Here is a 23,285-nt window from a genome sequence, read left to right as displayed (position 1 = left end):
CAGTTCGTGCGCTGTGGAACGGTTGTCACATTCTAGGGACGCCCGATCTATGGCAAGGAACATGCCACGACACTCCAGTGCTCCACGCTTGCGCTTCCAATGGAGCCATCTGTGCCGCCTCCCAGTGGCCGCAGTTTTATTCGTTGCGGTTGTACTTTGCATACAGCTCGCAGAAGCCGAGAGCGACAGTCAGCCAGGCCGAGTGCTTGAGGGAACGGATCTTCTGCACCTGGAGGATGCCGCGGGCTTGCTCTCTAAAGCCGAGGCGCTCGACCAGCTGGACACTTTCAAGCCCTATACCCGCCGGACGGTCAATCTGGGCTTCAGCGACGCTGTCCATTGGTTATTCATCCCTCAGCTGCTTGAGTTCCACACCCTGAAAGAGCAAGCCACTTACTATCTGGAAGTGGGATATTCCCTCCTGGACCACGTCGATGCCGTGGTGCTCACGCGGCCTGCCGGTAGCGAACAGCCTTTCGATCAAGCGGCTCACTTCCACACGGGTGACCGGGAAATTTTTGCGCAGCGGCCAGTGCCCCACCCGAACTTCATTTTTCCCATCGATGTGCTGCCTGACACTGAATATGCCGTATTGTTGCGTATCAAGACGGACTCGGCAGTGCAGGTACCACTAAACCTGTGGACGCCGGCCGGTTTCAGCGAGAACACCTTTGACCAGGCCGTCTTTTCTGGCGGACTCATCGGCATTATTGCCATTATGGCACTGACAAATCTGCTGCTCTACCTGTCGGTGGGCGACCGATCCTATCTCTACTTTGCCATGTGCATGAGTGGATACGCTATTGTTCAGGCCTGCACGCTGGGCCTGGCATTTCAATACATCTGGCCCGCCTCCATTTTCCTGCAGGAGAAGGGGCTGATGCTGGCGGCAAATTTTACCCTGGCATCACTGGCGCTGTTCACCCGAGAATTCCTTGGCCTTGAGAGCTTTGCACCACGCGCTGCCTCGATTTTCAGGTTGCTGGCCGCGGCAAATATCCTTATTTGTGTACTGGTCCTGGTCCTCCCCTACTCCGCGGCCATAAAAATCACAACGCTCAATGTGGGTGTCAGCCCTTTCCTGAACTACTGCATCGGTGTTTGGCTGCTGATCCAGGGACACAAGTCAGCACGCCTGTATGTTTCCGCATTTTCAGTCTTTATCGTTTCGGCCGTGATCTTCATTCTGAGCAAATTCGGCCTGGTTGACCGCTCCCTGTTCAGTGAATACAGCGTGCACTTCGGTGCCATAACCGCAGTGTCACTGATGAGTTTCGCGCTCGCCGATCGGATTCGCCTGGAACGAAAGCTCAAGGAAGAGGCGCAGGATGCAGCGATACGCCACCTCGACAGCTATCGAACGATTTACGAGCATTCCCTGGAAGGCCTGTTTCAGCTGGATGAAAATGGCACGCTCCTGGTATGCAACTCGGCCTTTCTCAAGCTGATGGGGGCGCACAGTAAAGCCGAACTCGCCACGCTCGCGCCCACCATGAAAAATCTGGTCCCGGAATCTGCAGTCGAGTTCCGACTGTTGTACAAACGTCTCAAAAATCATGGCCAGGTTATCGGCTATGAGACCAGTTGCCGGGATCTCCTCGGCAATCAATTCTGGGGCACCCTCAACATGCATACTGTGCAGCTGCCAGGTGAACGCATGGGTTACGAGGGCTCGCTCATCGATATCACTGATCGCCGCCGGCATCAGGACCAGCTGAAGTACTATGCCGAGCACGACGCGCTGACAGGTCTCATCAACAGACTGGTGTTCGAAAAGCAGGTGCAGGGCGCCATAGAGACGGCGGCGACCGGCGACCACGAGCACGCCATGCTGTTCATGGATCTCGATCAGTTCAAGATCGTCAACGACACGGGCGGACACTCAGCGGGTGATGAGCTGCTCAGGCTGCTGGCCTCGGAGTTCTCCACGATAGTGAAGGATACTGACACCATCGCACGCTTTGGCGGAGACGAGTTCGCCATTCTCCTGAACGATTGCGACCTCGACGAGGCGAAGAAGGTGGGTGATCGACTGCGCGAAGCGGTCGCCGACTTCAAGTTTGCCTGGCAGGGCAAGACATTTTCCATCGGCGTCAGTATTGGCATCGTTGCCATTACCCAGGAAATTGCGACGCTCGAGAATCTGTTCAGCCTGGCTGATACGGCGTGTTATGCCGCTAAGGATGCTGGTCGGAACCGCGTGGTCGTGCACTCGGACGCGAGCCACGCAGTCCGCATCCGTCAGGGGGAGATGATTCTCGTGGGCGAGTTGCGTAATGCCATCAAAGCGGATCAGCTACGGCTGTTCACTCAGCCGATCCAGGCGCTACAGCGTCAACGCAAAGGCGCCGCCTACGAACTGCTGGTGCGATTCGAAGCCGGTGATCAGACGCTCCTCCCAGGTGCTTTTCTACCAGCCGCCGAGCGCTTCAATGTCATCAATCTCATCGATCGCTGGGTGATCGAGCACTATTTCGACTTCCTGAAGCAGAACCCACGCGCCCTGGAAACCCTGAGTCAGGCCAATATCAATCTGAGCGCACAAACCATTGGGAGCCAGGACTTCCAGCAATTCCTGACAGCGATGTTCAAGCGCTATGAGATACCGGAAAACAAGATCTGCTTCGAGATCACTGAATCCGCAGCCGTAGCCAGCCTGACCGATACCAAGCACTTCCTGATGAGCATGCGCCGCAACGGCCTCAAGTTCGCGCTGGATGATTTCGGTAGCGGTTTCTCCTCCTATTCCTACCTCAAGAGCCTCCCGGTCGATCTGCTCAAGATTGACGGTAGTTTCGTGCGTGACGTATTCGAGGATCCTGTGGATCTGGCAATGGTGAAGTCGATTACGGAGATCGCCCATCTGACTGGAATGGGCGTGTGTGCGGAGTATGTGGAAAGCAAGGCAGTGCTCGAACTCATGACTCACCTCGGCGTCGATTACGCACAGGGCTTTTATATTGGTGAGCCAGAGGTACTGTTCAGCGGCTCAGGCCAGCAGCGACCTGAGCAATAGAGATTCGAAGGATGAGCGGTAGGCATCTCCCGGCTGCTTCAGACTTACTCTTCGCTGGAGGTGCACTCGGCCGCTGCGGGGGTGTGCTTGCAGCGTACCTTTTTCATGAGCCGGAGTGCCTTGGCATCATAGAGGCCCTCCTTCATGAGCGCGATCCGACTGTCACGCATGAAGTTACGGTACTCTTCCTTGCGCTCTTCAGGCAGACGAATCCAGTTTTCGGCAGGAATCTCGCTCTGAGCCTGCTGAACCATCGACTGAAATTCACTGAACCGCTGCATGAGCAGGCTACGCATCAGTTGCCCGAAACTCTCCGGAAATTTCTCCCAGGCAATCACGATCTGCATCGAGGTCTGCAATAGTGGAAAGTCGAGAATACCGCCTCCCGATTGCAGGCCCTTGTAAAGCTCCATCGTGTTGTAGGCGACTGCCGGTGCAAAAATGACATCCACACTACCGTTGTTGAACTGGCCGGAAAAGTTCGCCAGGGATGAGCCAACCACTGAACCGCCGATGCGGCGCACCATATTCATCGCCACCGGATCGTTTTCGAAGACTGCCATCTTCTTGCCCTGCAACTCTTCGACAGTATCGACCGAGCGATCACGGACAAATATGAATACCGAGCCGATCGGGAGGATGCCCGCCACTTCATATGGCCCCTGACGCATCAGACTGGCAGCTTTCGGCTGTGCCAGCGTAGTCAGCAAAGTCTTGAGCTCGTTATCACCAGGGATGGCGCCGATGGCACCCAGCGTGCCTGTAAAGGAGTTAAACTGCCGTGCATTGACTTCCGTGATCAAAACGCCGTCGCAGTTGCCGCCCTTGAAATCATTTGCAGCAATATTCTCGTCTGTATAGGCCTGGATATTCAGCTTGACGCCAATGGCCATCATGGCGGGTTGTGCATTTTTCACCAGACCGACGATAGGGCCAGTCGAACCGACGGGATCCCAGACGCAGAACGTTCGCTCGACCATGCCGGTCATGGGTGCAAGCGACTTGGCTCCTGCTTCCGCCTGAGGCGCCGGCGAAGTTTCGGCCGCCAGCGGCATGGCCAGCAGGCCAGTCAGCGCCAGCATGGCCATTTGCCCTAAACACTTGCCACGGACACTGCGAAGCGAGGTCTGGCTGGATGGTTTGGCGTGGGTCATCTCACTGGCGGGAATAGTCATACGTCGAACGTTCATAAATACTCAGCTATTTGTTGTGCGATTGTTATATTTCAGTGCCTGCCGGCAAACTGCTAGAAGCGCCGAACCAGCTGGTCCGTCTCGGTTTCCAGCGCCTTATTTATTTTCCATTGCAGATAGAATGCCTGAAACAGTACCGCAAGTATGGGACCGCTCCACAATGGGTGACCTTTTTCCACATTTAATAGCTGATTAAGCCGATTGCGGATCTTGAACGACCAGATCGCAGTGAGGATAAGGACGATATTTCCGAAGATTTGTACCGCGACCCATACGCCCGGAAGCGGTTGATCGGCCAGACTCTCGACAGTGGCGCCCTCAGGCACCTGCAGAGCTTCGGGAAAGTACACGCTGGCATAAATCACGAGGCCAATGTAGACGATATAAGCGGCCACGACATTATTGATGAACATGCTCGATATCGGATTGGCAGGCAGGGCTTCATTCAATTTTTTCGAACGATGCCAGTGCCAGTACATGAAGTACAAGCCCTGAGTCAGGATGGTGAGGCCGAGCACGTACCAGACGCTGAAGCTATTGAACACAGCGATGCCCGGCCCCTTGTCCTGGTCGGACGTAGCATTCTGCTGCGGACCTTCGCCCTGATCGCCATTGTCGCCACCGTTTCCAGTGAGCTGCCGAGACTCGGGCTCTTGCGAGTCTTCCACGGGCTGATCGGACTGGGCGGGCTTGTCGGGACGTGATTCTGGATCTTCCGGAAAAGAGGACATGACTATATACAGACCAGAGGTTTGATGTATTGAAACAGGGGGTCGCTTGACCGATGGCAAACTGATTGCGAACTCAGTTCGCGAACCCTCGGAGTTTTACATATCAACTACACTTAGTAAATCAAATACCGTCTACGGAGACCGTGATGCCTGACACTCCCCCGCCAACAAATTCGTTCCAGGATCGTCGTTCGGATGACCTGCAGCAGGAGAGGGATCAGCAGCGCGCGCTGAATCAACAGGCGCTGGCATTGAGTCGGCAGGAACGTGAGCTCGAACGTCAACAGACCAAGTTCGAACAGGACAGAAAACGCGCCGAAGATCAGCACGCCAGGTCGGCAAAAATGGCCGAGGAGCAGATGGCCAGGCGTGAAACCCAGCTGGAAACCGAACAGGTCAAGGCACGCAATCAAATGGCTGCTGCCGAAGCCCAGGCCCGGGCTGCGGACGAAATGTTGGCGGAAGCTTCGAGACTCAAAGCCTCCGCAGATGCAGCCAGGCATCGGGGCTGGTGGCTGTTCGCGCTCGCGCTACCCGTTGCGGCCGCTTTCATCTGGTTTGCCTGGCAAAGCAATGATCGCCAGGCCATGCTGGAGCGCACACTCACTACCCTTGCGGCAGACACAGGTCAGCTGGCTGACGATCTCGACGACTCGAGCAGAGCTCGGGCCGAGCTACTGGAGACGGTCAGATCTCTGAAACAATCCGAGTCGGCATCGGCAGGTGAGGCCGAAACGCTGCAACAGGACAACACGGCACTCGAAGCGCGGCTGTCATCACTACGCGAGCAGCTGGCGCAGCAACAGGCAGAGGTCACACGTCTGACCGAAGCTGCACAGGCTGGCCAGACCCTGGTCGACAGCAACATGGAGCGACTTGACGCGCTCAGACTCGAGCTTGCTGAAGCCACCGAAAGCAGCGAACAAACGCAATCCCGTCTGCGTGGCGAGGCCGAAACACTGCAGGCCGAGCTGGTATCCACCCAGCAGGCCCTGCAAACCAGCGAAGCTGCAAATCTCGCCCAGGCCGAGGCTCATGCGGCTGAGCGTGCGGCGCTGGATGCGCGGATAGCAGAACTGGAACAGACGATCAGTGCCGCCGAGACTGCTGAGACTGGCGAAGCCGAAGCGAGTAGAACGGGCAATCCACCGAGCGATGTATCAGCGGTTGAGGACACTGAACAGGCGTTTGAACAGCAAGAGCCAGACCGGCCCGCCCCTCCTGAGCCCGCTGCGCAGATAGACGCTGCAGAAGAGCCTGCAGATATCGACCAGTCGGAGGATGCCTCAGCCTTGTAGCAAAGCTACCGATTGTCGGCCAGGTCATGAATCGGATTCCATATCTGTGTTTTAATGCTGCGTTATAAAAAATTACACAGTTGCACAGCCAGGAATGCTCCAGATGTCAGTGATTACGAATACAGGGCGACAGGCTCCGCCAGTCTCCAGCCGCTTATTTGCCTGCCCGGTCTTTGGCCAGGTGTCCTCGATCATTACGCTCCTGTTTTGCTGGCTCCTGGCTGGGAGTGTCGCAGCGAGTATAGATCTGACGCGTTTGCCCGATACCGATGTCCCATTGGCTAGCGCCAAGTTCCTCAGTGCGCAGGATGGTGAAAAACTGGCTTACCGCCAGTACATTCCTCGTGATGCACGCGCATCGGTCGTTCTATTGCACGGTGTAGGCTTCCATAGCGGGATCGGTCTGCAGCATCTGGCCTATCCCCTGGCAGCCGAGCATGATATTGCGGTGTATACGCCCGACCTCAGAGGTCACGGCCGATCAGCTGGCGATGCGCTGACGCCTGGGCGCGTGGCCACGCTCTGGAACGATATGGATACGGTGCTGAATTACGTTCGTTCACAGAACAAGGTCCGCCCACTCGTGGTCGTGGCCCATTCGAGTGCTGCCCGAGTGTTGCTGAATTATATGGCGTCGAAAGTGACACCCCGTCTGGACGGGATCGTGTTCATTTCACCCGACCTCGGTGACTCGGCAGAGCTCTACCGAAGCAAGGAAGGTAATTACTACGAAAGTATTCTGCTGGGCAGCCTGACAGGCAAACTGACCTTTGGCTTCGGCTGCAGTAGTTGTGTGGCCGGCAGGGTGCAGCACAGTAACGAAAACACTTTTGCCCACCCTGGTCTGGTGAAGGAATACAACTTCGCCTTTGCCAAGGCCCTCTCGCTCAGTAAACCCTATATGGCAATCCGTCGACTGAGAATACCGTTTGCCATGATCGCCGGCAGCAGCGACGAGTATATTCAGGGCGGTCGCACGAAGATGTATTTCAAGCAGAATGGCAGAACGCCATGGATGCGTGAGAACGAACTCATCAAGGGCGCCAGCCATTTCTCGGTGTTGACTGAGGCTGACGACCTTGTTGGGAAGTTCATCGATGGTCTGGACGTCAACGGCTCCTGAGCATCTTTCGTCCGCGCGCACTCACAGCGAGCGGGCGATAATTTCCTTCATGATTTCGTTCGTTCCCGCATAGATCTTCTGCACGCGGGCATCTGCCCAGGCTCTGGCGATTGGGTATTCCCACATGTAACCATAGCCTCCGTGGAGTTGCACACACTCATCCGTGACCTTGCACTGCAGATCAGTCGTCAGCTGCTTGATCATGGCCGCGGTTGGAATATCGAGCTTGCGCTTGAGGTGTAATTCGAGACAACGATCGACGAATACCCGTGCGGCTGTTACTTCAGATGTCAGTTCTGCGAGCTTGAAGCGCGTGTTCTGGAAGTTCATGAGCGGCTTGCCAAAGCTTTTTCGCTCCTTGCAGTACGCAATCGTCCATTCAAGCGCCGCTTCCGCAGACGCCACCGCATTGATGCCGACCATGAGCCGTTCCTGTGGCAACTCCTGCATCAATGCAATGAAGCCACTGTTCTCGGCGCCAAGCAGGTTGGCGGCTGGCACCTGGACGTCCTGGAAGAACAGCTCGGAAGTGTCCTGTGCCTTCATTCCCACCTTTTCGAGATTACGGCCCTTGCTGAAGCCATCCCAAGCCGCCTCGACGAGAAAAAGGCTGATGCCCTTGGCACCCACTGAAGGGTCGGTCTTTGCCACCACGATGACCAGGTCGGCCATCTGTCCATTGGTGATGAAGGTCTTGCTGCCGTTCAGGATGTAGTGATCACCCTGCTTGACCGCTGTTGTTCTGACGCCCTGTAAATCAGAGCCTGCTCCCGGCTCGGTCATGGCTATTGCGGTAATCATTTCGCCATTGGCCATCTTCGGCAAATAGTGTTCCTTCAGCCAGGCACTCCCATAATGGAGCACATAAGGCGCCACGATATCTGAATGCAGACCGAAGCCTATGCCGGACAGGCCATGCCGGGCGATTTCCTCGGAGACCACCGCACAATAGCGGAAGTCTGCAGCGCTACCACCGTATTCCTCTGGCAATTCGGGACAGAGAAAGCCCATCTCGCCTGCCTTGCGCCAGAGCTCGCGGCTGACCTGACCGTCCTTTTCCCACTGGGCATGATACGGAATGGCCTCCTGCTCGAGAAATTTGCGGAAGCTGTCTCGGAAACCTTCGACATCCGCGTCGAACAGATCTCGTGGAATACTGCTGGTCATGGCGTGCGCCCTCAATCGGCTCTTAAGTGTCCCGAGTCTGACTCAGGCGGCAGACAGGCCCAATGGGGAAAAGACTCTTTCCTGCTGACGAAATCCGACAGGCTTACTGGACGCCAACTCTGGAGCCACTTCTATCCTCTGAGTAATGCCGGTGAAACTGCTGGGCGACCCGTCCACTGCGACCTCCCCGTGCGGTGGCAAACTGAATGGCCATTCGGTGCAGCTCGGCCCGGTCCACAAAGCGTGTGGAGAGTGGTTCAGGGAAGTAGAGATCGACCAGGCTCAGATAGGCGTCCTGGTTGAATGGATAAAAGCCGAGGCGCAGGCCGAAGCGATCGGCCAGCGCGATCTTCTCTTCCAGGGCCTCATTCATGTGGATTTCAGTATCTTCGACCTGGGCATCCAGGTTTTCATGCATGTGCTCCGGCAGCAGATGCCGCCGATTGGAAGTGGCATACATGAGCATGTTCGGCGGTGGCATCTCGATAGAGCCCTCGATCAGGCTTTTGAGCCCCTTGTAGGAGCTTTCGCCAAAATCGAAGGAGAGATCGTCGCAATACAGGATGAAATGATATTCAGGGGTGTCCCAGATCAGATCGGCAATTGTGAGCCAGTCTGACAGATGCGATTTCTCAACCTGAATCAACCGCAGCCCCTGAGGCGCAAAATGATTCAGCACTGCCTTGATCAGCGAGGATTTGCCGGTGCCCTTGGCCCCCCACAGCAATGCATGGTTGGCCTTGAGCCCACTGAGAAAGCGCTCTGTATTGCTGACTATTGCCTTTTTCTGCTGGTCTACTGAATAGACCTCATCCAGCGTGACTGGGTCGTAGGCTCGCACCGCCCTGAGCACCACATCCGAAGTCCAGGGCGAGCCCCGTTCATGATCAGGTGGTCCACTACGCCAGATTGCTGCCTTGTGATGTCGCCAGTCGAATGACATACCGCTCTTCCTTATGCTGCTCGTTTTACTATCAGGTGCTCAATGTTCGTCAGGACTGGCGCTCGTCCTGCCCCAGACAGGCATGAGTGTCTGCGGAATATCCAGTTGCTGCAAGATGCGCGCGACCACGAAGTCGATGAGATCCTCAATCCGGCTAGGCTTGTGATAAAAGCCGGGGGCGGCAGGCAGAATCACAGCCCCAGCCTGACTCAGGGTCAGCATATTCTGTAGATGAATGGTACTGAAGGGCGATTCCCGAGGGACAAGGATGAGCTTCTTGCGTTCCTTGAGCACCACATCGGCTGCGCGTTCAATGAGGTTGTTGCTGAGGCCATTGGCCACTGCTGCCAGTGTACCTGTGCTGCAGGGGCAGATCACCATGCACTGCGGAGAACCTGAACCGGAGGCCACAGGAGACATCCAGTCTTCCTTGCCGAACACTCGAAGCTGCTCGGGATCGGCCTTGAACCTGTCGACGAGATGCTGTTGCAAGGCAGCGGCCTGGGCCGGCAGTTTCAGGTCGAGCTCCGTTGCGGCCACGACATAAGCCGCCTTGGAGATCATCAGATACACACGATGCTGCGTCTGAAACAATACTTCCAGCAGGCGCAGCGCATACTGGAACCCCGAAGCACCTGTGATCGCGAGCGTGACCGTTTTCATCGCAGTGGCTCGCGGTAGTCATTCTGCAGCCGTCCGGAGAGGCCACCGAAACCGCCATTGCTCATCAACACCACGATATTCTCCTGATCACCGTAGGTAGCCAGGCTGGCCCGGATCGCCTGCAGAATGCCAGGCTGATCGAGGCACACCAATTGGCTGTTGGCTGTGGCTGCACCCTGCTCATGAATCAGTGTGTCCAGCCAGCCGGCGCCATCGAGATTGGCCCAGATCACGGCATCTGCTGAAGCTGTGGAGGGCAGCAGCCGCGCGAAATGCACACCCTGCTTCATGGTATTGCTGCGGGGTTCGATTACAGCTGTAATGGCCGCTTGCGGATGTCGCGCCCGCAAGGCACCCAGCGTCTCCTCGATGGCCGTCGGGTGATGGGCAAAGTCATCATAGATTCGCAGCCCGGCCTGCTCGACGATCAGCTCGAGCCGTCGCTTCACACCAGGAAAACTGCTGAGGGCCCTGGCCGCGACTTCCGGAAGAATACCAACGTGGTGAGCCGCTGCAATGGCAGCCAGGCCATTGAGCATATTATGGCGGCCAGCCATCGAACCCTGCACTTCGGCCACTACCCGGCCCTTATGAAGAACACTGAAACTGGCACAGTCATCGCTGTTGGCCCGACACGACCAGAGCACATCGCCAGCAGAACCTTCGATACCAAACGCAGCGCGCCTTGACCAGCAACCCTGCTCGAGTACCTGATCAACGGCTTCGACACCAGCCGGATAAATGACTTCGCCAACACCAGGCAGAATTCTCATCAGGTGATGAAACTGGCGCTGGATATCCGCCAGGGTCGGAAAGATGTCAGCGTGATCATATTCGAGATTGTTGATGATCAGTGTTTTCGGCAGGTAGTGTACGAACTTGGATCGCTTGTCGAAAAAAGCCGTGTCGTATTCATCCGCTTCAATAACGAAAAAGTCGCTCGAACCAAGGCTGGCGGAGTTATCGAAACCATTGGGGACACCACCGATGAGATAACCCGGCGCCATACCGGCCTCACGGAGTATCCAGGTGAGCATGGTGGTAGTCGTCGTCTTGCCGTGGGTGCCGGAGACCGCCAGTACCCAGCGTTTCTGCAGCACCTGGGTTCTGAGGAACTCCGGGCCACTGCTATAGGGCAGATTATGATCGAGCATGTACTCGACCGCCGGGTTGCCCCGACTCATTGCGTTGCCGACGATCACAAGATCTGGCGCAGGCTGCAGATGGGCAGGCTCATAGCCGTTCATGATGTCGACGCCGGCATCGGTCAACTGCGTGCTCATGGGTGGATACACGTGCTGATCCGAGCCGCTGACCTGGTGGCCAAGCTCACGCGCCAGCAAGGCGAGGCTGCCCATGAACGTACCGCAGATACCTAAAAAGTGGAGATGCATGGGGCGAAACATTATCCTTGCACAAATTTTGGACGAGACCAGGCTGGATATTCAGGCCAAGGTCGATTCTGGTTATCAATTGTCGCTCACAATAGCAGGTATTACGAATGCGCAAAAATGCGTTCTACGCTCAGTCCGGCGGTGTTACAGCCGTCATCAACGCCTCCGCCGCTGCGGTCATCGAGACCTGCCGTCAGCACCCTGACCGAATCGGCACCCTCTATGCCGGTCGCAACGGAATTCTCGGCGCCCTGCGTGAAGAACTGATCGATACCAGCCTCGAGTCGGACGAGTCCATTGCCGCGCTCAAGCATACGCCTGGCGGCGCGTTCGGCTCATGCAGACACAAGCTCAAGGACATCGACACGCACCTGGCTGAATACGAACGCATTATTGAAGTCTTCCGCGCTCACGACATCGGCTATTTTTTCTATAACGGTGGTGGTGACTCCTCGGACACCACGCTGAAAATGTCGCAGGTTGCCGAAAAAATGGGCTACCCCCTCACCTGCGTCGGCATCCCAAAGACGGTCGACAACGATCTTCCACTGACCGATTGCTCACCCGGTTTCGGCTCCGTTGCCAAATACATTGCCACCTCCGTCATGGAAGCCACCCTCGACATCAAGTCGATGTGCAACAGTTCAACCAGGATCTTCGTCATGGAGGTCATGGGCCGGCACGCTGGCTGGATTGCGGCAGCAGCTGGTCTTGCCCAGTCAGAACAGGCCGAGCTGCCCGATGGCGCTGTTGGTCACGCGCCGCAAGTCATCCTGTTTCCGGAAGTTGCTTTCGACGAAGCCGCCTTTCTGGAAAAGGTGCAGGCGAGTGTGGATCGCGATGGCTTCTGTACTGTCGTCGTATCCGAAGGGGTGCAAAATGCCGACGGTGAATTCCTGGCCAAATCAGGCCTCAAGGATGTTTTCGGACACACCCAGCTTGGCGGTGTCGCTCCTCTCATCGCCAACCTGATCAAGGATCGCCTGGGACACCGCTACCATTGGGCCGTCGCCGACTACCTGCAGAGATCAGCTCGACATATCGTGTCCGCTACCGATCTCGAACATGCCATTGCCGTAGGACGACACGCTGTCGAACTGGCACTGGAAGGGAAAAATGCCAGCATGGCCATCATCGTTCGAGAGTCGGACGAGCCCTACCACTGGCACGTAGGCGACGCCCCCCTGAGTGAAATTGCCAACGTCGAAAAATTCATGCCGGACAATTTCATATCTTCGGATGGCTTTGGCATCACCGCTGAAGCGAAGCGCTATCTGAAACCGCTGATCAAAGGAGAAGCGCCACCACCATTCAAGGATGGCCTCCCAAGCTATGTGACACTTCGCAACGAGCTCGTCGCGAAGAAACTTCCGAACAGCTTCGATATCTGAAGCCTGCCTGCGATACCCCGCTGGTGGCGCCTACAGCGGGGTGTCGTGCCTTACCATGATCAACTCATCAGTGGCAAAGCCAAGCTCAGCGGCCTTGGCGATGAGCCTGTCGAGTACGGCCTTTTCCATCTCGGGCCTGCGCGCCAATATCCAGAGATAATCCCTGTCGGGGCCGCAGACCAATGCCCACTGATAGTCTTCGTCCAGTTCGATGATGTTGTAAGCGCCATAGAATGGACCGAAGAAACTCACCTTCAGACGGCCGACGTCCCTGTCGCCGATGAAATAAGCTTTACCGTCTGCTGACTCCCGCTTGTCTTCTTCCACGTTGTAGCCACTATTGAGGACATCGATCCCGCCATCGTCACGCTCACTGTATTCCGCCGTCACGCCTTGCAAACCCTGTTCGAAACTATGATCCAGCCTTGCAATTTCGTACCATTTTCCAAGATAGCGGGATGCTTCAAAATCGTGCACGACTTCCACACCTTCCGGCACACCCGTGCATGATAAAAGGGCGCCCATTCCAAGCGTTAGAAATATCGCGCGCACAAACTTGATGCATACCATCATGAGTTATACCTATATCCTTCGTTTAAACCATGGTTGACTGGGTCTAGCGCTTCTTTTAAAAAAAAGCGTATGCTAACGTCGATTCCGATCATAAGAACATAAAGAGGAACTTCCATGAAAGTAACACTTCTCTCTGCCATTATTGCCGCGAGCGTAATTGGTGCATCAAGCCACGCCAGTGCAGCAAAGCTTGACGACGTCAAGAAAGAGGGCGTCGTCAAATGCGGCGTCAGTACCGGCCTTCCTGGGTTCTCCAACCCGGACGACAAGGGCAAGTGGACCGGCCTGGACGTCGATCTCTGTAAAGCCGTTGCTGCCGCCGTTCTCGGTGACGCAGAAAAGGTCAAATACATCCCTCTGAATGCCAAAGAGCGTTTTACTGCGCTGCAGTCGGGCGAAGTCGATATCCTTTCCCGTAACACCACGTGGACCATCACCCGTGATGGCTCACTCGGCATCAACTTCGCTGGCGTCAACTACTACGACGGCCAGGGCTTCATGGTCAACAAGGGCCTTGGTGTCAAGAGTGCCAAGGAACTGGATGGCGCGGCCATCTGCATTCAGGCCGGTACGACTACCGAGCTGAATCTTGCTGATTACTTCCGCAAGGAAGGCGGCATGAAATACCAGGCCATCGTATTTGACACGTCGGATCAGACCGTAAAGGGTTTCGAAACCGGTCGTTGCGACGTGCTCACATCAGATCAGTCACAACTCTACTCACTTCGAGTGAAGCTGAAAGATCCTGAGCAGGCCATCGTTCTGCCTGAAATCATTTCGAAGGAGCCTTTGGGCCCAGCTGTTCAGCAGGGTGATGATCAGTGGTTCAACATCGTGAAGTGGGTTCACTTCGCAACATTGAATGCTGAAGAGCTTGGCGTGACCTCCAAAAATGTCGAAGACATGAAGAAGAGCGACAATCCGGATATCCAGCGCCTGCTGGGTGTGAAGGACCAGGACATGGGTCAGACCATTGGTCTCTCCGCAGACTGGGCTGCCAATGCGATAAAGCAGGTCGGCAACTACGGCGAGATGTTCGAGCGCAATGTTGGCAAGGACTCTCCACTTGATATCGAGCGCGGCCTGAACGCGCTCTGGACTGAAGGCGGCATTCAGTACGCTCCACCAGTCAGATAGAAAACACACGGGCGCCCTAGGGCGCCCGTTCTGATTCATGTATCCCACAATTCGCTATTGAATTATATGCCTGCCCACAGTAAACCGCAGTATCTCGTACAGGAGAACGCCGCATGAGTAACGGGAAGAAAGGTGGCGTGACAAGCCTGATCTACGATCCCAGACTCAGATCCATTTTTTTCCAGCTCGTTGCCATAGCCTGTGTCGCCGGGTTCTTCTGGCACATTCTCGACAACGCAAACACCAACATGGCTGCCAGAGGCATCACCACCGGTTTCGGATTTCTCGATAACCAGGCGGGCTTCGGCATCATTCAGTCCCTGATCGATTACACCGAAACGGACACCTACGCACGGACCTTCACAGTGGGTCTGTTGAACACTTTACTCGTATCGATGCTCGGCATTTTCTTCGCGACAATCGTTGGCTTCCTGATGGGGATAGCACGGCTGTCTTCGAACTGGCTCATTAGGAAGCTGGCGCTGTGTTACATCGAAGTATTCAGAAACATTCCACTGCTGCTGCAGATCTTTTTCTGGTACTTCGCTGTACTTCGGGCCCTACCCTCTCCCCGGATGAGCATGGAAATGGGCGATGCCTTTTTCCTCAACATCCGTGGTCTGTACATGCCGGAGCCAATACCCGGGGCCGGCTTCGATTATGTCTGGATTGCCCTGATTGCTGGCGTCGTTGGTAGCTACGCGCTGTATCGCTATGCCAAAAAGATTCAGGCTGAAACAGGACGTATCATCCCTATGTTCCTCCCAACGCTGGGCATGATTATCGGCCTGCCATTGATCGTGTTCTTCATCGCAGGCTCGCCATTAAGCTGGGAATACCCTGTATTGAAGGGCTTCAACTTCACCGATGGCATCACCATAATCCCCGAGTTCCTGGCCCTGTTGTTTGCGCTGACCATATATACCTCGGCCTTTATCGCAGAAGTGGTGCGCTCCGGCATCGAAGCCGTCTCCCACGGTCAGACCGAAGCGGCAAGCGCCCTCGGCCTTACCAATGGGCAGCGTCTGCGTCTTATCGTGATACCACAATCGATGCGGATCATCATCCCACCGCTGACCAACCAGTATCTCAACCTGACGAAGAACTCCTCTCTCGCGACGGCTATCGGCTACCCGGACCTCGTATCGGTGTTTGCGGGTACGACCTTGAATCAGACCGGACAGGCCGTTGAAATCATCTTCATGACGATGGGGGTCTATCTGACCATCAGTCTGGTGACATCAGCAGCCATGAACTATTACAACTCTCGCAAGGCGCTCATCGAGCGATAAAGTGGTCTCCGGGGAGCCTAAAATATGCCAAACATACCATCCGATACGCTGACACCACCGCAGCCGGAAAACGCCACAGGCTATAAGCCACTACCCGACAGGGCAGCGCCGGGAAATACTGTCGGCATTATAGGCTGGGTGCGGGCCAACCTGTTCAACAGTGTTGGCAATACCATTCTCACGCTGATAGCCCTGTACTTCATCTACCAGGCGGCGGCCTGGTTCCTGGACTGGGGCATCATCAATGCGGATCTCGCTGGTGATTCTGCAGAAGCCTGCACAAGTTCCGGTGCTTGCTGGGTCTTCATCAAGGCCCGCTTTCCACAGTTCATCTACGGTTTTTACCCGTCCGATGAAGTGTGGCGAATCAATATCATGTTCGGACTGTTCGCCTTCTGCATCATCGGTCTCGTAGTCGACTCGATTCCGGGCAAGAAGTGGTTCGCTATCTTTACCCTGGTCATCTTTCCGGTGCTCGCCTACTACCTCATGCTCGGTGGCGCTTTTGGACTGGAGAAGGTAGGCACGCATCGATGGGGCGGGTTTTCTCTCACGCTCATTCTCGCAATGGTGGGTATCGTAGCTTCGTTGCCAATAGGCATAGTACTGGCACTCGGCAGGCGCTCGGAAATGCCCATCGTTCGCAGTATCTGCATTACCTACATCGAATTCTGGCGCGGTGTTCCGCTCATCACGGTGCTCTTCATGGCTTCAGTCATGCTGCCGTTGTTCATGACTGCAGGCACCGATACCGACAAGCTGGTGAGAGCCCTCATCGGTATTACCATGTTCCAGAGCGCATATATGGCGGAAGTCGTTCGGGGTGGTCTGCAAGCCATCCCGAAAGGTCAGTATGAGGCCGCCGAAGCGCTGGGCCTGGGGTACTGGAAAAAAACAGGGCTTATCATTCTGCCTCAAGCACTCAAGCTGATGATTCCCGGCATCGTCAACACCTTCATTGCGCTGTTCAAGGACACCAGCCTGGTATTGATCATCGGTCTGTTCGACCTGCTGGCCATTGTCCAATCGGCGATAACGGACCCGAACTGGCCGCAGGTTTCAGTAGAAGGCTACCTCTTCGTTGCCTTCATGTTCTGGATCTGCTGCTTCAGCATGTCGCAATACAGTCAGCGACTCGAGCGCAAGTTCAGTACCGGCCACAAAACAGCTTAAGCAATAACTTTACGGATTCATCAGGAGCCTTGCCAAATGGCTGAAGATACAGCGAAGACAGAAACAAACGAAAAAAACATGATCGAGCTGCGGAACGTCAATAAGTGGTACGGTAGCTTCCACGTTTTGAAAGACATCAACATATCGGTTCGGCGAGGGGAACGAATTGTCATTTGTGGTCCTTCTGGTTCAGGTAAGTCCACCTGTATCCGATGCATCAACCGGCTCGAGGAGCATCAGGAAGGTGACATTATCGTCAATGGCGTCCCGCTGACGAATGATCTGAAGAACATCGATACTGTTCGCCGCGAAGTTGGCATGGTGTTTCAGCACTTCAACCTCTTCCCTCACCTGACGGTACTGCAGAACTGCACCCTTGCGCCCATCTGGGTTCGCAAAACGCCCAAGAAACAGGCGGAAGAAGAGGCCATGAAGTATCTCGAGCGGGTAAAGATTCCTCAGCAGGCGCTGAAGTATCCAGGACAACTGTCCGGCGGCCAGCAACAGCGAGTAGCCATCGCCCGCAGCCTGTGCATGAATCCTGCGGTGATGCTGTTCGACGAACCGACCTCAGCCCTCGACCCGGAGATGATCAAGGAAGTACTGGATGTCATGGTGGAATTGGCTGAGTCCGGCATGACGATGATCTGCGTCACCCACGAAATGGGCTTCGCGAAAACGGTGGCAGACCGAGTGATCTTCATGGACGAGGGGCAGATCGTGGAAGAAAATGAACCACATGCCTTCTTTGAAAACCCGCAGCATGAGCGTACCAAGCTCTTCCTGAGTCAGATACTGGCGCACTGATGCGTTTAGTGGCGTGCTGGTTTTACCAGGCGCCGCCCTCTAAAGTTCTATCTAGCTCCAATCGCGAATGACGAGCGGCTCCCAGTCGACTTCGTCATTCGCCAGCAGGTTTTCGAGCTTTTCAGCATTGGTGAGTGTCTGACGGCCATCGTTCAACATGGCCCTGTCAGCAACACTATGCCCAGCCTGCCTGACTGACTCCTTGTTGCCACTGATCAGCGGATGCCAATCTGGCAGGGGTTTTCCTTCCCAGCGCAGGCGGTAGGCGCATGTTCCTGGCAGCCAATGGGCCGACTCGGCGAGCAAGGCTGGTGTAATTTTGATGCAGTCAGTCTTCCGGGACAGGCGCTTGGTGTAGCACGCACAGGTAACGGTCTTTGTTTCGGCACCGTCTGCGCTGTTGCCACATTTGGTTCGGAGGTGATCACAGGCGATAATGGAAAACAGCATGCCAGCGCCTTCGTCATCCTCGAGTTTTTCGAGGCAGCACTTTCCACAGCCATCACACAGCGCTTCCCATTCGGATGTGTTCAGTGCCTGAATGGGTTTGAGCCACCACTGTTCTGAAGCCTTGTCGTCCGTCATCTTGCTCATGATTTAAAGCGGTCGATTGCCAGATTTCTCCGCACTGATGATGGTCATCATGGCCTCGATATCGGCCTCGGTCTGTGGCATCTGCAGGTAATAGCCTTTTTCGGCAATGCTTTTCAGTACCTGATGAACGTCCGATCGGGCGAGCTGGCGCCCCGGGTCTGCTGTGAAATCCATCGCATGAGTCAGTCGCCCGGTGGCCTGCATCAGATCTTCAGGCAGATCAGCTTCCACGGTCGCCTGATCACGACCCGCAGGCACGAACAGGTACATTTCTGCCTTCCTTGCGCACCGGTAGGCACTTAGGGTTTGCGCCACGGCCTCTGTGATTGCTTGCGCTTTCTCACTCATTGCATCTCGACCACTGTTTGAAATTTGGTCGAAGTCTACACGAGTTTAGCTGGATCCAGTAAGGCCTTGAGCTCATCCCGGCTCATATCGGTCTGTTCTACAGCCACATCCAGTACCGGGCGCTTTTCTTTATAGGCCTGCTTGGCGATCTTCGCCGCGGACTCATAGCCGATGACCGGATTGAGCGCAGTGACCAGTATGGGATTCGACGCCAGCGCCTTTTCCAGCTGCTCGTGATTCACTTCAAAGGTGGCGATCGCTCTGTCTGCGAGCAGCTGACAACTGTTGGTAACGAGCTGCAGTGAGTACAGCAGGTTGTCTGCTATGACCGGCAGCATGACGTTGAGTTCAAAGTTTCCGGATTGGCCTGCGACCGTAATGGTGGCATCGTTGCCAATGACCTGGGCAGAGGCCATGGCGACGGCTTCGGGAATCACCGGATTCACCTTCCCGGGCATGATGGATGAGCCCGGCTGTAAGGCTTCGAGCTGAATTTCGCCTAGACCGGCCAGCGGACCAGAGTTCATCCAGCGCAGATCGTTGGCAATCTTCATCAGCGACACGGCGCAGGTTTTCAGCTGACCCGAGAGTGCCACAGCAGTATCCTGCGCAGCGATGCGGGAGAACAGATCATCCGCTCTTCTGAATGGTAGGCCGGTGTTGCGGCCAAGCGTCTCGTTAAAGGCTTCGGCAAATGACTCGTGGGCATTGATGCCGGTGCCTACCGCAGTACCACCTTGAGGCAGCGCCAACAGCTGGCCAAGCATGTCGTTGAGCCGGTCACGGTTATCTGCCATCTGCGCCGCCCAGGCGCCAAGGCTCTGCCCCAAACTGACCGGCATCGCGTCCATGAGATGGGTACGGCCGGTCTTGATGACACTCCGCAGCTCTTCCGAGCGCTGGTTCATGACCTGAATGCAGTGGGTCAAGGCTGGTAATGTGTGCCTGTGAAGATAACAGGCTGCACTGATCTGTATGGCACTGGGAATTACATCGTTGCTGCTCTGCCCCCTGTTGACATGATCGTTGGGGTGAACTTCAGCGTCGTGATCCCCGGCATTGGCGAGATGCGCGATCACCTCATTGGCATTCATATTGGTACTGGTACCAGACCCTGTCTGGAAGATATCAACCGGGAAGTGATCAAGGAGTCTGTCATCGTTCAGCAGCCGGTCGACGGCCTCGATGATCGCACCAGCACGGCCTGCGTCCAGTTCTTCGAGATTCTGGTTGGCCTGCGCCGCTGCCTTCTTGATATCAAGAACTGCCCGAATGAAGGCTTCCGGCAGGCGCCGGAGACTCATCGGAAAGTTATTGACTGCCCTTTGAGTCTGGGCTGCCCAGAGAGCCTGCTGTGGGACCCGGACTTCGCCCAGGCTATCGTGTTCGGAGCGGAAGCCATCTGCCTGGCTTCCGCTTTTACCATCCTCTGGTGATTTCCCTTTATTTTCCGTATCTCCTGACATCACGCTTCTCCTCTTTCGGCCTGGTATGCATCAGATACCTACGCCGACATGGGAGCAGCAGTCTTGTCAGAGGCCGTTACCCCGGATGACGAGTCCGAGATTGTCGATATTGATACCGAGCATTTCCACGCCGCCGAAGCTGCTGACTTGCCCGCCGATGACACCGATGCCTTCATATGGCTCGACGAACACCCCCATGTCGCCCATCTTGAAGTTGATATCAGAGTCACTGAAAGTAATACCGATACCGCCATCACCCTCGGCCACGTCACCGCCGTTCGCTACGACGTTCGCCAGGTCAGCTGTTGCGTCGATGGTCACGTCCATGCGTCCAGCCACAGCAATATCCTTGACGATAATACCGGCGAGAGGCTTCTCAGTGAGTACACTTTGCAGTGGCTGAAGTCTGGTGTTCACACCAGTGTTGGTCTCCTGATCCCAGCCGCCCTCGATATCAACGATATATTTGAAGGCCTCGATGGTAATACCTGCATTCGACCAGTCAGCGCCGTAGAAGTCGCCCAGGGTGCCGGACTGCTCGACTACTGAGCCATCCGCAAGCGTGGTGCTCGCGGTATAGGCGTTTTCGGCCGATCTGTCGATGCCACCAATCGAGCCGAAGCCAGCTTCGATCACGATACCGCTTTGTCCTGAAACTTCCGCCATGTCTGCATCATCAATAGCCTGCAGCTCAGCTTGCGCGCTCGTTGCCGTCATGATGGCCGCAGCCAGTGACGCATATTTTAGTGTTGTTCTCATCTGTTCTACTCCAGATTTGCAGAAGGAGGGGCCTGCATTGCGCAGGCCCCGACCAGCCTCAGGGCTGAACTGGTGTCAGTGTGAGGTTGATAGTGTTGTCGTCCCCTTCAAGGAAGTTGCTGAGGACGGAGGTCAATGCACCACAGTTTTCCAGTGCAGTCAGGTCGTAGGAGCCTGTCACGGTTCCACCACCAAGCGGCAGGAAGGTTTCGCCGTCTGGCGAAGCTACCGTGAACGAGACTGGTTCAGCAGTCCGACACTCGGCACCACCACCGATCGGCAGCTTGAGGCCGAACAGGTTGACTGTGACGCGTGGAACCTTGACATAGGCCTGGGCTGAAGTAGTCAGCTTGCCATTGATCAGCGTACCGGTGGCCTCACCTACGTTTTCGAACTCAACCTCTGCAGTGGCAGTCAGCTTGCGGAACCACTTGCTGACCTGGAAGGTGCCGCTCGTAGGATCGAGATGCAGCTCTGCAGTCAGCATGCCGGTGGCCAGATCGACTACGCTGTCGATGACGCCAGTGAGTGGCAGCGTGTTGCCTGTAGAGGTCAGCGTGGTGGAGCCATCGACATCCAGCTTGATATCGAGCGTTGAACCGCCAGTGTCGTCGTCGTTCACCTGTCCTGAAAGATCGACAGTGACGGCGGCCTCATCAGGATCATCCGATGTAATCGTCAGCACATCGCTGCTGGCGCCTACCGCATTACCGGTAAACCGCAGGCCAACGGCGCAGCTGCTGGCTGGAGCGACAGTGCTACAGTCATTGCTCAGCACGCTGAAGTCACCACCAGTCTGCAGAGATACATCACTGATGTTGAGGGCGGCACTACCGACATTGTTGATGGTCAGCGTGCGGTCTGATGTCACACCGAGGTCGATGGCCCCAAAGCCCAGCTCGTCGTCACTGACTTCGATATCGGCTTCCGGCTCGAGCTGTCCATTACCACTCAGGTCGACAGTCACGACTCCACTGTCCGGATCGTCAGTTTCAATAGACAGTACGGCTGCCTGCGCACCTTCTGAACCGGCTGCGAAGGTCACGTCGATCGTACAGCTCTCAGCTGAAGCGAGTGTGGTGCAGTCATTGGTCTGGATGAACGCGTCGGCATTGGCGCCAGATACAGTCACACCGTTAATAGCCAGAATGCCGCCGCCGTCGTTGGTGACGGTCACGCTGCGCTGCTCAGAAAGACCCAGCTGAACATTGCCGAAGTCCACTGCTTCAACATCGACCGCCACATTGGCTGGATCACCGCCGCCGCCGGGGCCGCCGTCTACAATATCAAAGCTTGCCAACACGTTATCCTGGCCAGCAACTACTTCACAGTCGGTGGTGAACTCGCCAACCGGCATGCCTGCCAGCGTGCCGTCGGCGCGAAGGTTTCGCAAACTCAGGATGAGATCGTCGACAGTGACTTGTCCTGGGCCCACATCGCCGTCGGTCAGCGCGACAGGGTCAGCCACGCCGCCGGCAGCCACTTCAAACTCGCCTGGCGTACTAGGAACAGGTGAAGGCTCTACAGTCAGATCAACGGTGCTTTCAATATCTCGAGCCGTCGTACTGATAGTGGTAAAGCTCTGTGCTGTGCCAGTTACAGTAACCGCGCCGAGCAATGACAAGCCCTGGCGGGAAGGTTCGTTGACTACAGTGATGGTATCAACGGTAATAGCCGGAACACCTTCACTCGCTGTAATTTCAGCGGGGTAGTCTGCAGTGATACGAGCCTGGATTGGTTGCTCGCCTATCAATGGAAATGGGCAACGCAACTCAAGGTCCAGCGTCACGGGCTCCGCGAGCGCCATGGTATGAGCTGTCATGAGTATCGTGCCTGCCACTGCAGCACCAAGGCGCGTACGTCGCGCGTTAAAAGTCGTGGTCATTATTGTCGTCCTCTTTTCTGTTGTTCTGTCGCTGTGGATCAGGGATGATCCGTGGATTACAGTACTTTTTGTCGTCCTTTTTTCCTGTCACACCAACCATTTAGCGACAAGCTCAGAAAGTAAGCATTGTCCTAAACGGAAGCTCTTTTGTTAAAACAGGAATATTGCGAGGTGCGTTCGTTATTTCGTGACACTGTTCAGGTTTTGGACAAGTATCGCGGGCTGTTATACAGAGGCAGGAGGTATGCTATCCCCCAAAAGAGGGCTAAAAAGCCGGTAGCCGTAATGGAACCAGACTGAATAGCCGTGGCATGAAGGTGTGAAAGCAACAA

Annotated in this window: 20 protein-coding genes; 8 read left to right on the top strand and 12 right to left on the bottom strand. The window is 55.7% G+C overall.

What is annotated here, in order from left to right; all coding sequences use genetic code 11:
• Positions 1 to 61: 61 nt before the first annotated feature.
• Positions 62 to 3,016 carry an EAL domain-containing protein gene (locus ABD735_RS01220; protein WP_344802458.1) on the top strand — a complete coding sequence of 985 codons (2,955 nt, stop codon included), beginning with the start codon at positions 62 to 64 and terminating at the stop codon, positions 3,014 to 3,016.
• Positions 3,017 to 3,060: 44 nt separating this feature from the next.
• Here ABD735_RS01220 and ABD735_RS01215 read toward each other — a convergent pair whose 3' ends face one another.
• Positions 3,061 to 4,206, bottom strand: coding sequence for a putative solute-binding protein (locus ABD735_RS01215; protein ID WP_344802456.1), 1,146 nt, complete (start codon positions 4,204 to 4,206; stop codon positions 3,061 to 3,063).
• Positions 4,207 to 4,262: 56 nt separating this feature from the next.
• Positions 4,263 to 4,940, bottom strand: coding sequence for a DUF4234 domain-containing protein (locus ABD735_RS01210; protein WP_344802454.1), 678 nt, complete (start codon positions 4,938 to 4,940; stop codon positions 4,263 to 4,265).
• Between the two features lie 146 nt (positions 4,941 to 5,086).
• On the opposite strand from ABD735_RS01210, the gene ABD735_RS01205 reads away from it, so the two are divergent.
• Positions 5,087 to 6,238: a coiled-coil domain-containing protein gene (locus ABD735_RS01205; protein WP_344802452.1), complete on the top strand. Its 1,152-nt coding sequence runs from the start codon at positions 5,087 to 5,089 to the stop codon at positions 6,236 to 6,238.
• Positions 6,239 to 6,341: 103 nt separating this feature from the next.
• Positions 6,342 to 7,361, top strand: coding sequence for an alpha/beta hydrolase (locus ABD735_RS01200; protein ID WP_344802450.1), 1,020 nt, complete (start codon positions 6,342 to 6,344; stop codon positions 7,359 to 7,361).
• 21 nt (positions 7,362 to 7,382) lie between these two features.
• Here ABD735_RS01200 and ABD735_RS01195 read toward each other — a convergent pair whose 3' ends face one another.
• The 4 genes from ABD735_RS01195 to mpl all read right to left on the bottom strand — a co-directional run bounded on the left by ABD735_RS01195 (position 7,383) and on the right by mpl (position 11,528).
• Complete coding sequence (locus ABD735_RS01195; RefSeq protein WP_344802448.1) at positions 7,383 to 8,528, bottom strand: acyl-CoA dehydrogenase family protein; 1,146 nt, start codon at positions 8,526 to 8,528, stop codon at positions 7,383 to 7,385.
• A gap of 103 nt (positions 8,529 to 8,631) precedes the next feature.
• Positions 8,632 to 9,471 carry an ATP-binding protein gene (locus ABD735_RS01190; RefSeq protein ID WP_344802446.1) on the bottom strand — a complete coding sequence of 280 codons (840 nt, stop codon included), beginning with the start codon at positions 9,469 to 9,471 and terminating at the stop codon, positions 8,632 to 8,634.
• A 39-nt stretch (positions 9,472 to 9,510) separates the two neighbouring features.
• Positions 9,511 to 10,134, bottom strand: a complete 624-nt coding sequence (locus ABD735_RS01185; RefSeq protein ID WP_344802444.1) for a flavin prenyltransferase UbiX — start codon at positions 10,132 to 10,134, stop codon at positions 9,511 to 9,513.
• The gene (gene mpl / locus ABD735_RS01180) at positions 10,131 to 11,528 is read right to left on the bottom strand and encodes a UDP-N-acetylmuramate:L-alanyl-gamma-D-glutamyl-meso-diaminopimelate ligase (protein WP_344802442.1); all 1,398 of its coding nucleotides are present in this window, start codon (positions 11,526 to 11,528) and stop codon (positions 10,131 to 10,133) included. Before mpl ends, ABD735_RS01185 begins: the two co-directional genes overlap by 4 nt.
• A 107-nt stretch (positions 11,529 to 11,635) precedes the next feature.
• Here mpl and ABD735_RS01175 point away from each other — a divergent pair, with 107 nt between their 5' ends.
• Positions 11,636 to 12,919: a 6-phosphofructokinase gene (locus ABD735_RS01175; RefSeq protein WP_344802440.1), complete on the top strand. Its 1,284-nt coding sequence runs from the start codon at positions 11,636 to 11,638 to the stop codon at positions 12,917 to 12,919.
• Positions 12,920 to 12,949: 30 nt separating this feature from the next.
• On the opposite strand, the gene ABD735_RS01170 is transcribed toward ABD735_RS01175, so the two are convergent.
• Positions 12,950 to 13,492: a lipocalin family protein gene (locus ABD735_RS01170; RefSeq protein ID WP_425548548.1), complete on the bottom strand. Its 543-nt coding sequence runs from the start codon at positions 13,490 to 13,492 to the stop codon at positions 12,950 to 12,952.
• 114 nt (positions 13,493 to 13,606) lie between these two features.
• On the opposite strand from ABD735_RS01170, the gene ABD735_RS01165 reads away from it, so the two are divergent.
• From ABD735_RS01165 to ABD735_RS01150, 4 genes are all read left to right on the top strand, one after another.
• Positions 13,607 to 14,629 carry an amino acid ABC transporter substrate-binding protein gene (locus ABD735_RS01165; protein WP_344802438.1) on the top strand — a complete coding sequence of 341 codons (1,023 nt, stop codon included), beginning with the start codon at positions 13,607 to 13,609 and terminating at the stop codon, positions 14,627 to 14,629.
• Between the two features lie 113 nt (positions 14,630 to 14,742).
• Entirely contained in the window at positions 14,743 to 15,921 is a 1,179-nt protein-coding gene (locus tag ABD735_RS01160; RefSeq protein WP_344802436.1) for an amino acid ABC transporter permease, read from the top strand.
• Positions 15,922 to 15,945: 24 nt separating this feature from the next.
• Positions 15,946 to 17,094: an amino acid ABC transporter permease gene (locus ABD735_RS01155; RefSeq protein ID WP_344802434.1), complete on the top strand. Its 1,149-nt coding sequence runs from the start codon at positions 15,946 to 15,948 to the stop codon at positions 17,092 to 17,094.
• A gap of 78 nt (positions 17,095 to 17,172) precedes the next feature.
• Positions 17,173 to 17,901, top strand: coding sequence for an amino acid ABC transporter ATP-binding protein (locus ABD735_RS01150; RefSeq protein WP_344803766.1), 729 nt, complete (start codon positions 17,173 to 17,175; stop codon positions 17,899 to 17,901).
• A 51-nt stretch (positions 17,902 to 17,952) separates the two neighbouring features.
• Here ABD735_RS01150 and ABD735_RS01145 read toward each other — a convergent pair whose 3' ends face one another.
• From ABD735_RS01145 to ABD735_RS01125, 5 genes are all read right to left on the bottom strand, one after another.
• A complete protein-coding gene (locus ABD735_RS01145) occupies positions 17,953 to 18,495 on the bottom strand; it encodes a CxxCxxCC domain-containing protein (protein WP_344802432.1) in 543 nt (180 codons plus the stop codon).
• A 3-nt stretch (positions 18,496 to 18,498) separates the two neighbouring features.
• Positions 18,499 to 18,843 carry a YcgL domain-containing protein gene (locus ABD735_RS01140; protein WP_344802430.1) on the bottom strand — a complete coding sequence of 115 codons (345 nt, stop codon included), beginning with the start codon at positions 18,841 to 18,843 and terminating at the stop codon, positions 18,499 to 18,501.
• A gap of 35 nt (positions 18,844 to 18,878) precedes the next feature.
• Positions 18,879 to 20,309 carry a class II fumarate hydratase gene (locus tag ABD735_RS01135; RefSeq protein ID WP_344802428.1) on the bottom strand — a complete coding sequence of 477 codons (1,431 nt, stop codon included), beginning with the start codon at positions 20,307 to 20,309 and terminating at the stop codon, positions 18,879 to 18,881.
• Between the two features lie 66 nt (positions 20,310 to 20,375).
• Positions 20,376 to 21,068 carry a DUF6160 family protein gene (locus ABD735_RS01130; protein WP_344802426.1) on the bottom strand — a complete coding sequence of 231 codons (693 nt, stop codon included), beginning with the start codon at positions 21,066 to 21,068 and terminating at the stop codon, positions 20,376 to 20,378.
• 58 nt (positions 21,069 to 21,126) lie between these two features.
• A complete protein-coding gene (locus ABD735_RS01125) occupies positions 21,127 to 22,953 on the bottom strand; it encodes a choice-of-anchor D domain-containing protein (protein ID WP_344802424.1) in 1,827 nt (608 codons plus the stop codon).
• Positions 22,954 to 23,285: the final 332 nt, after the last annotated feature.

The sequence above is a fragment of the Allohahella marinimesophila genome (assembly GCF_039538005.1).
In the GTDB taxonomy this organism is placed as follows: Bacteria; Pseudomonadota; Gammaproteobacteria; order Pseudomonadales; family Oleiphilaceae; genus Allohahella; species Allohahella marinimesophila.
This window is presented reverse-complemented; position numbering and strand designations above follow the sequence as displayed.

What these genes read in the sequence shown, in the direction of transcription:
- ABD735_RS01220 (WP_344802458.1), top strand. Translation starts at nt 62, where the DNA reads ATGCCACGACACTCCAGTGCTCCACGCTTGCGCTTCCAATGGAGCCAT.
- ABD735_RS01215 (WP_344802456.1), bottom strand. Translation starts at nt 4,206, where the DNA reads ATGAACGTTCGACGTATGACTATTCCCGCCAGTGAGATGACCCACGCC.
- ABD735_RS01210 (WP_344802454.1), bottom strand. Translation starts at nt 4,940, where the DNA reads ATGTCCTCTTTTCCGGAAGATCCAGAATCACGTCCCGACAAGCCCGCC.
- ABD735_RS01205 (WP_344802452.1), top strand. Translation starts at nt 5,087, where the DNA reads ATGCCTGACACTCCCCCGCCAACAAATTCGTTCCAGGATCGTCGTTCG.
- ABD735_RS01200 (WP_344802450.1), top strand. Translation starts at nt 6,342, where the DNA reads ATGTCAGTGATTACGAATACAGGGCGACAGGCTCCGCCAGTCTCCAGC.
- ABD735_RS01195 (WP_344802448.1), bottom strand. Translation starts at nt 8,528, where the DNA reads ATGACCAGCAGTATTCCACGAGATCTGTTCGACGCGGATGTCGAAGGT.
- ABD735_RS01190 (WP_344802446.1), bottom strand. Translation starts at nt 9,471, where the DNA reads ATGTCATTCGACTGGCGACATCACAAGGCAGCAATCTGGCGTAGTGGA.
- ABD735_RS01185 (WP_344802444.1), bottom strand. Translation starts at nt 10,134, where the DNA reads ATGAAAACGGTCACGCTCGCGATCACAGGTGCTTCGGGGTTCCAGTAT.
- mpl (WP_344802442.1), bottom strand. Translation starts at nt 11,528, where the DNA reads ATGCATCTCCACTTTTTAGGTATCTGCGGTACGTTCATGGGCAGCCTC.
- ABD735_RS01175 (WP_344802440.1), top strand. Translation starts at nt 11,636, where the DNA reads ATGCGCAAAAATGCGTTCTACGCTCAGTCCGGCGGTGTTACAGCCGTC.
- ABD735_RS01170 (WP_425548548.1), bottom strand. Translation starts at nt 13,492, where the DNA reads ATGATGGTATGCATCAAGTTTGTGCGCGCGATATTTCTAACGCTTGGA.
- ABD735_RS01165 (WP_344802438.1), top strand. Translation starts at nt 13,607, where the DNA reads ATGAAAGTAACACTTCTCTCTGCCATTATTGCCGCGAGCGTAATTGGT.
- ABD735_RS01160 (WP_344802436.1), top strand. Translation starts at nt 14,743, where the DNA reads ATGAGTAACGGGAAGAAAGGTGGCGTGACAAGCCTGATCTACGATCCC.
- ABD735_RS01155 (WP_344802434.1), top strand. Translation starts at nt 15,946, where the DNA reads ATGCCAAACATACCATCCGATACGCTGACACCACCGCAGCCGGAAAAC.
- ABD735_RS01150 (WP_344803766.1), top strand. Translation starts at nt 17,173, where the DNA reads ATGATCGAGCTGCGGAACGTCAATAAGTGGTACGGTAGCTTCCACGTT.
- ABD735_RS01145 (WP_344802432.1), bottom strand. Translation starts at nt 18,495, where the DNA reads ATGAGCAAGATGACGGACGACAAGGCTTCAGAACAGTGGTGGCTCAAA.
- ABD735_RS01140 (WP_344802430.1), bottom strand. Translation starts at nt 18,843, where the DNA reads ATGAGTGAGAAAGCGCAAGCAATCACAGAGGCCGTGGCGCAAACCCTA.
- ABD735_RS01135 (WP_344802428.1), bottom strand. Translation starts at nt 20,309, where the DNA reads ATGTCAGGAGATACGGAAAATAAAGGGAAATCACCAGAGGATGGTAAA.
- ABD735_RS01130 (WP_344802426.1), bottom strand. Translation starts at nt 21,068, where the DNA reads ATGAGAACAACACTAAAATATGCGTCACTGGCTGCGGCCATCATGACG.
- ABD735_RS01125 (WP_344802424.1), bottom strand. Translation starts at nt 22,953, where the DNA reads ATGACCACGACTTTTAACGCGCGACGTACGCGCCTTGGTGCTGCAGTG.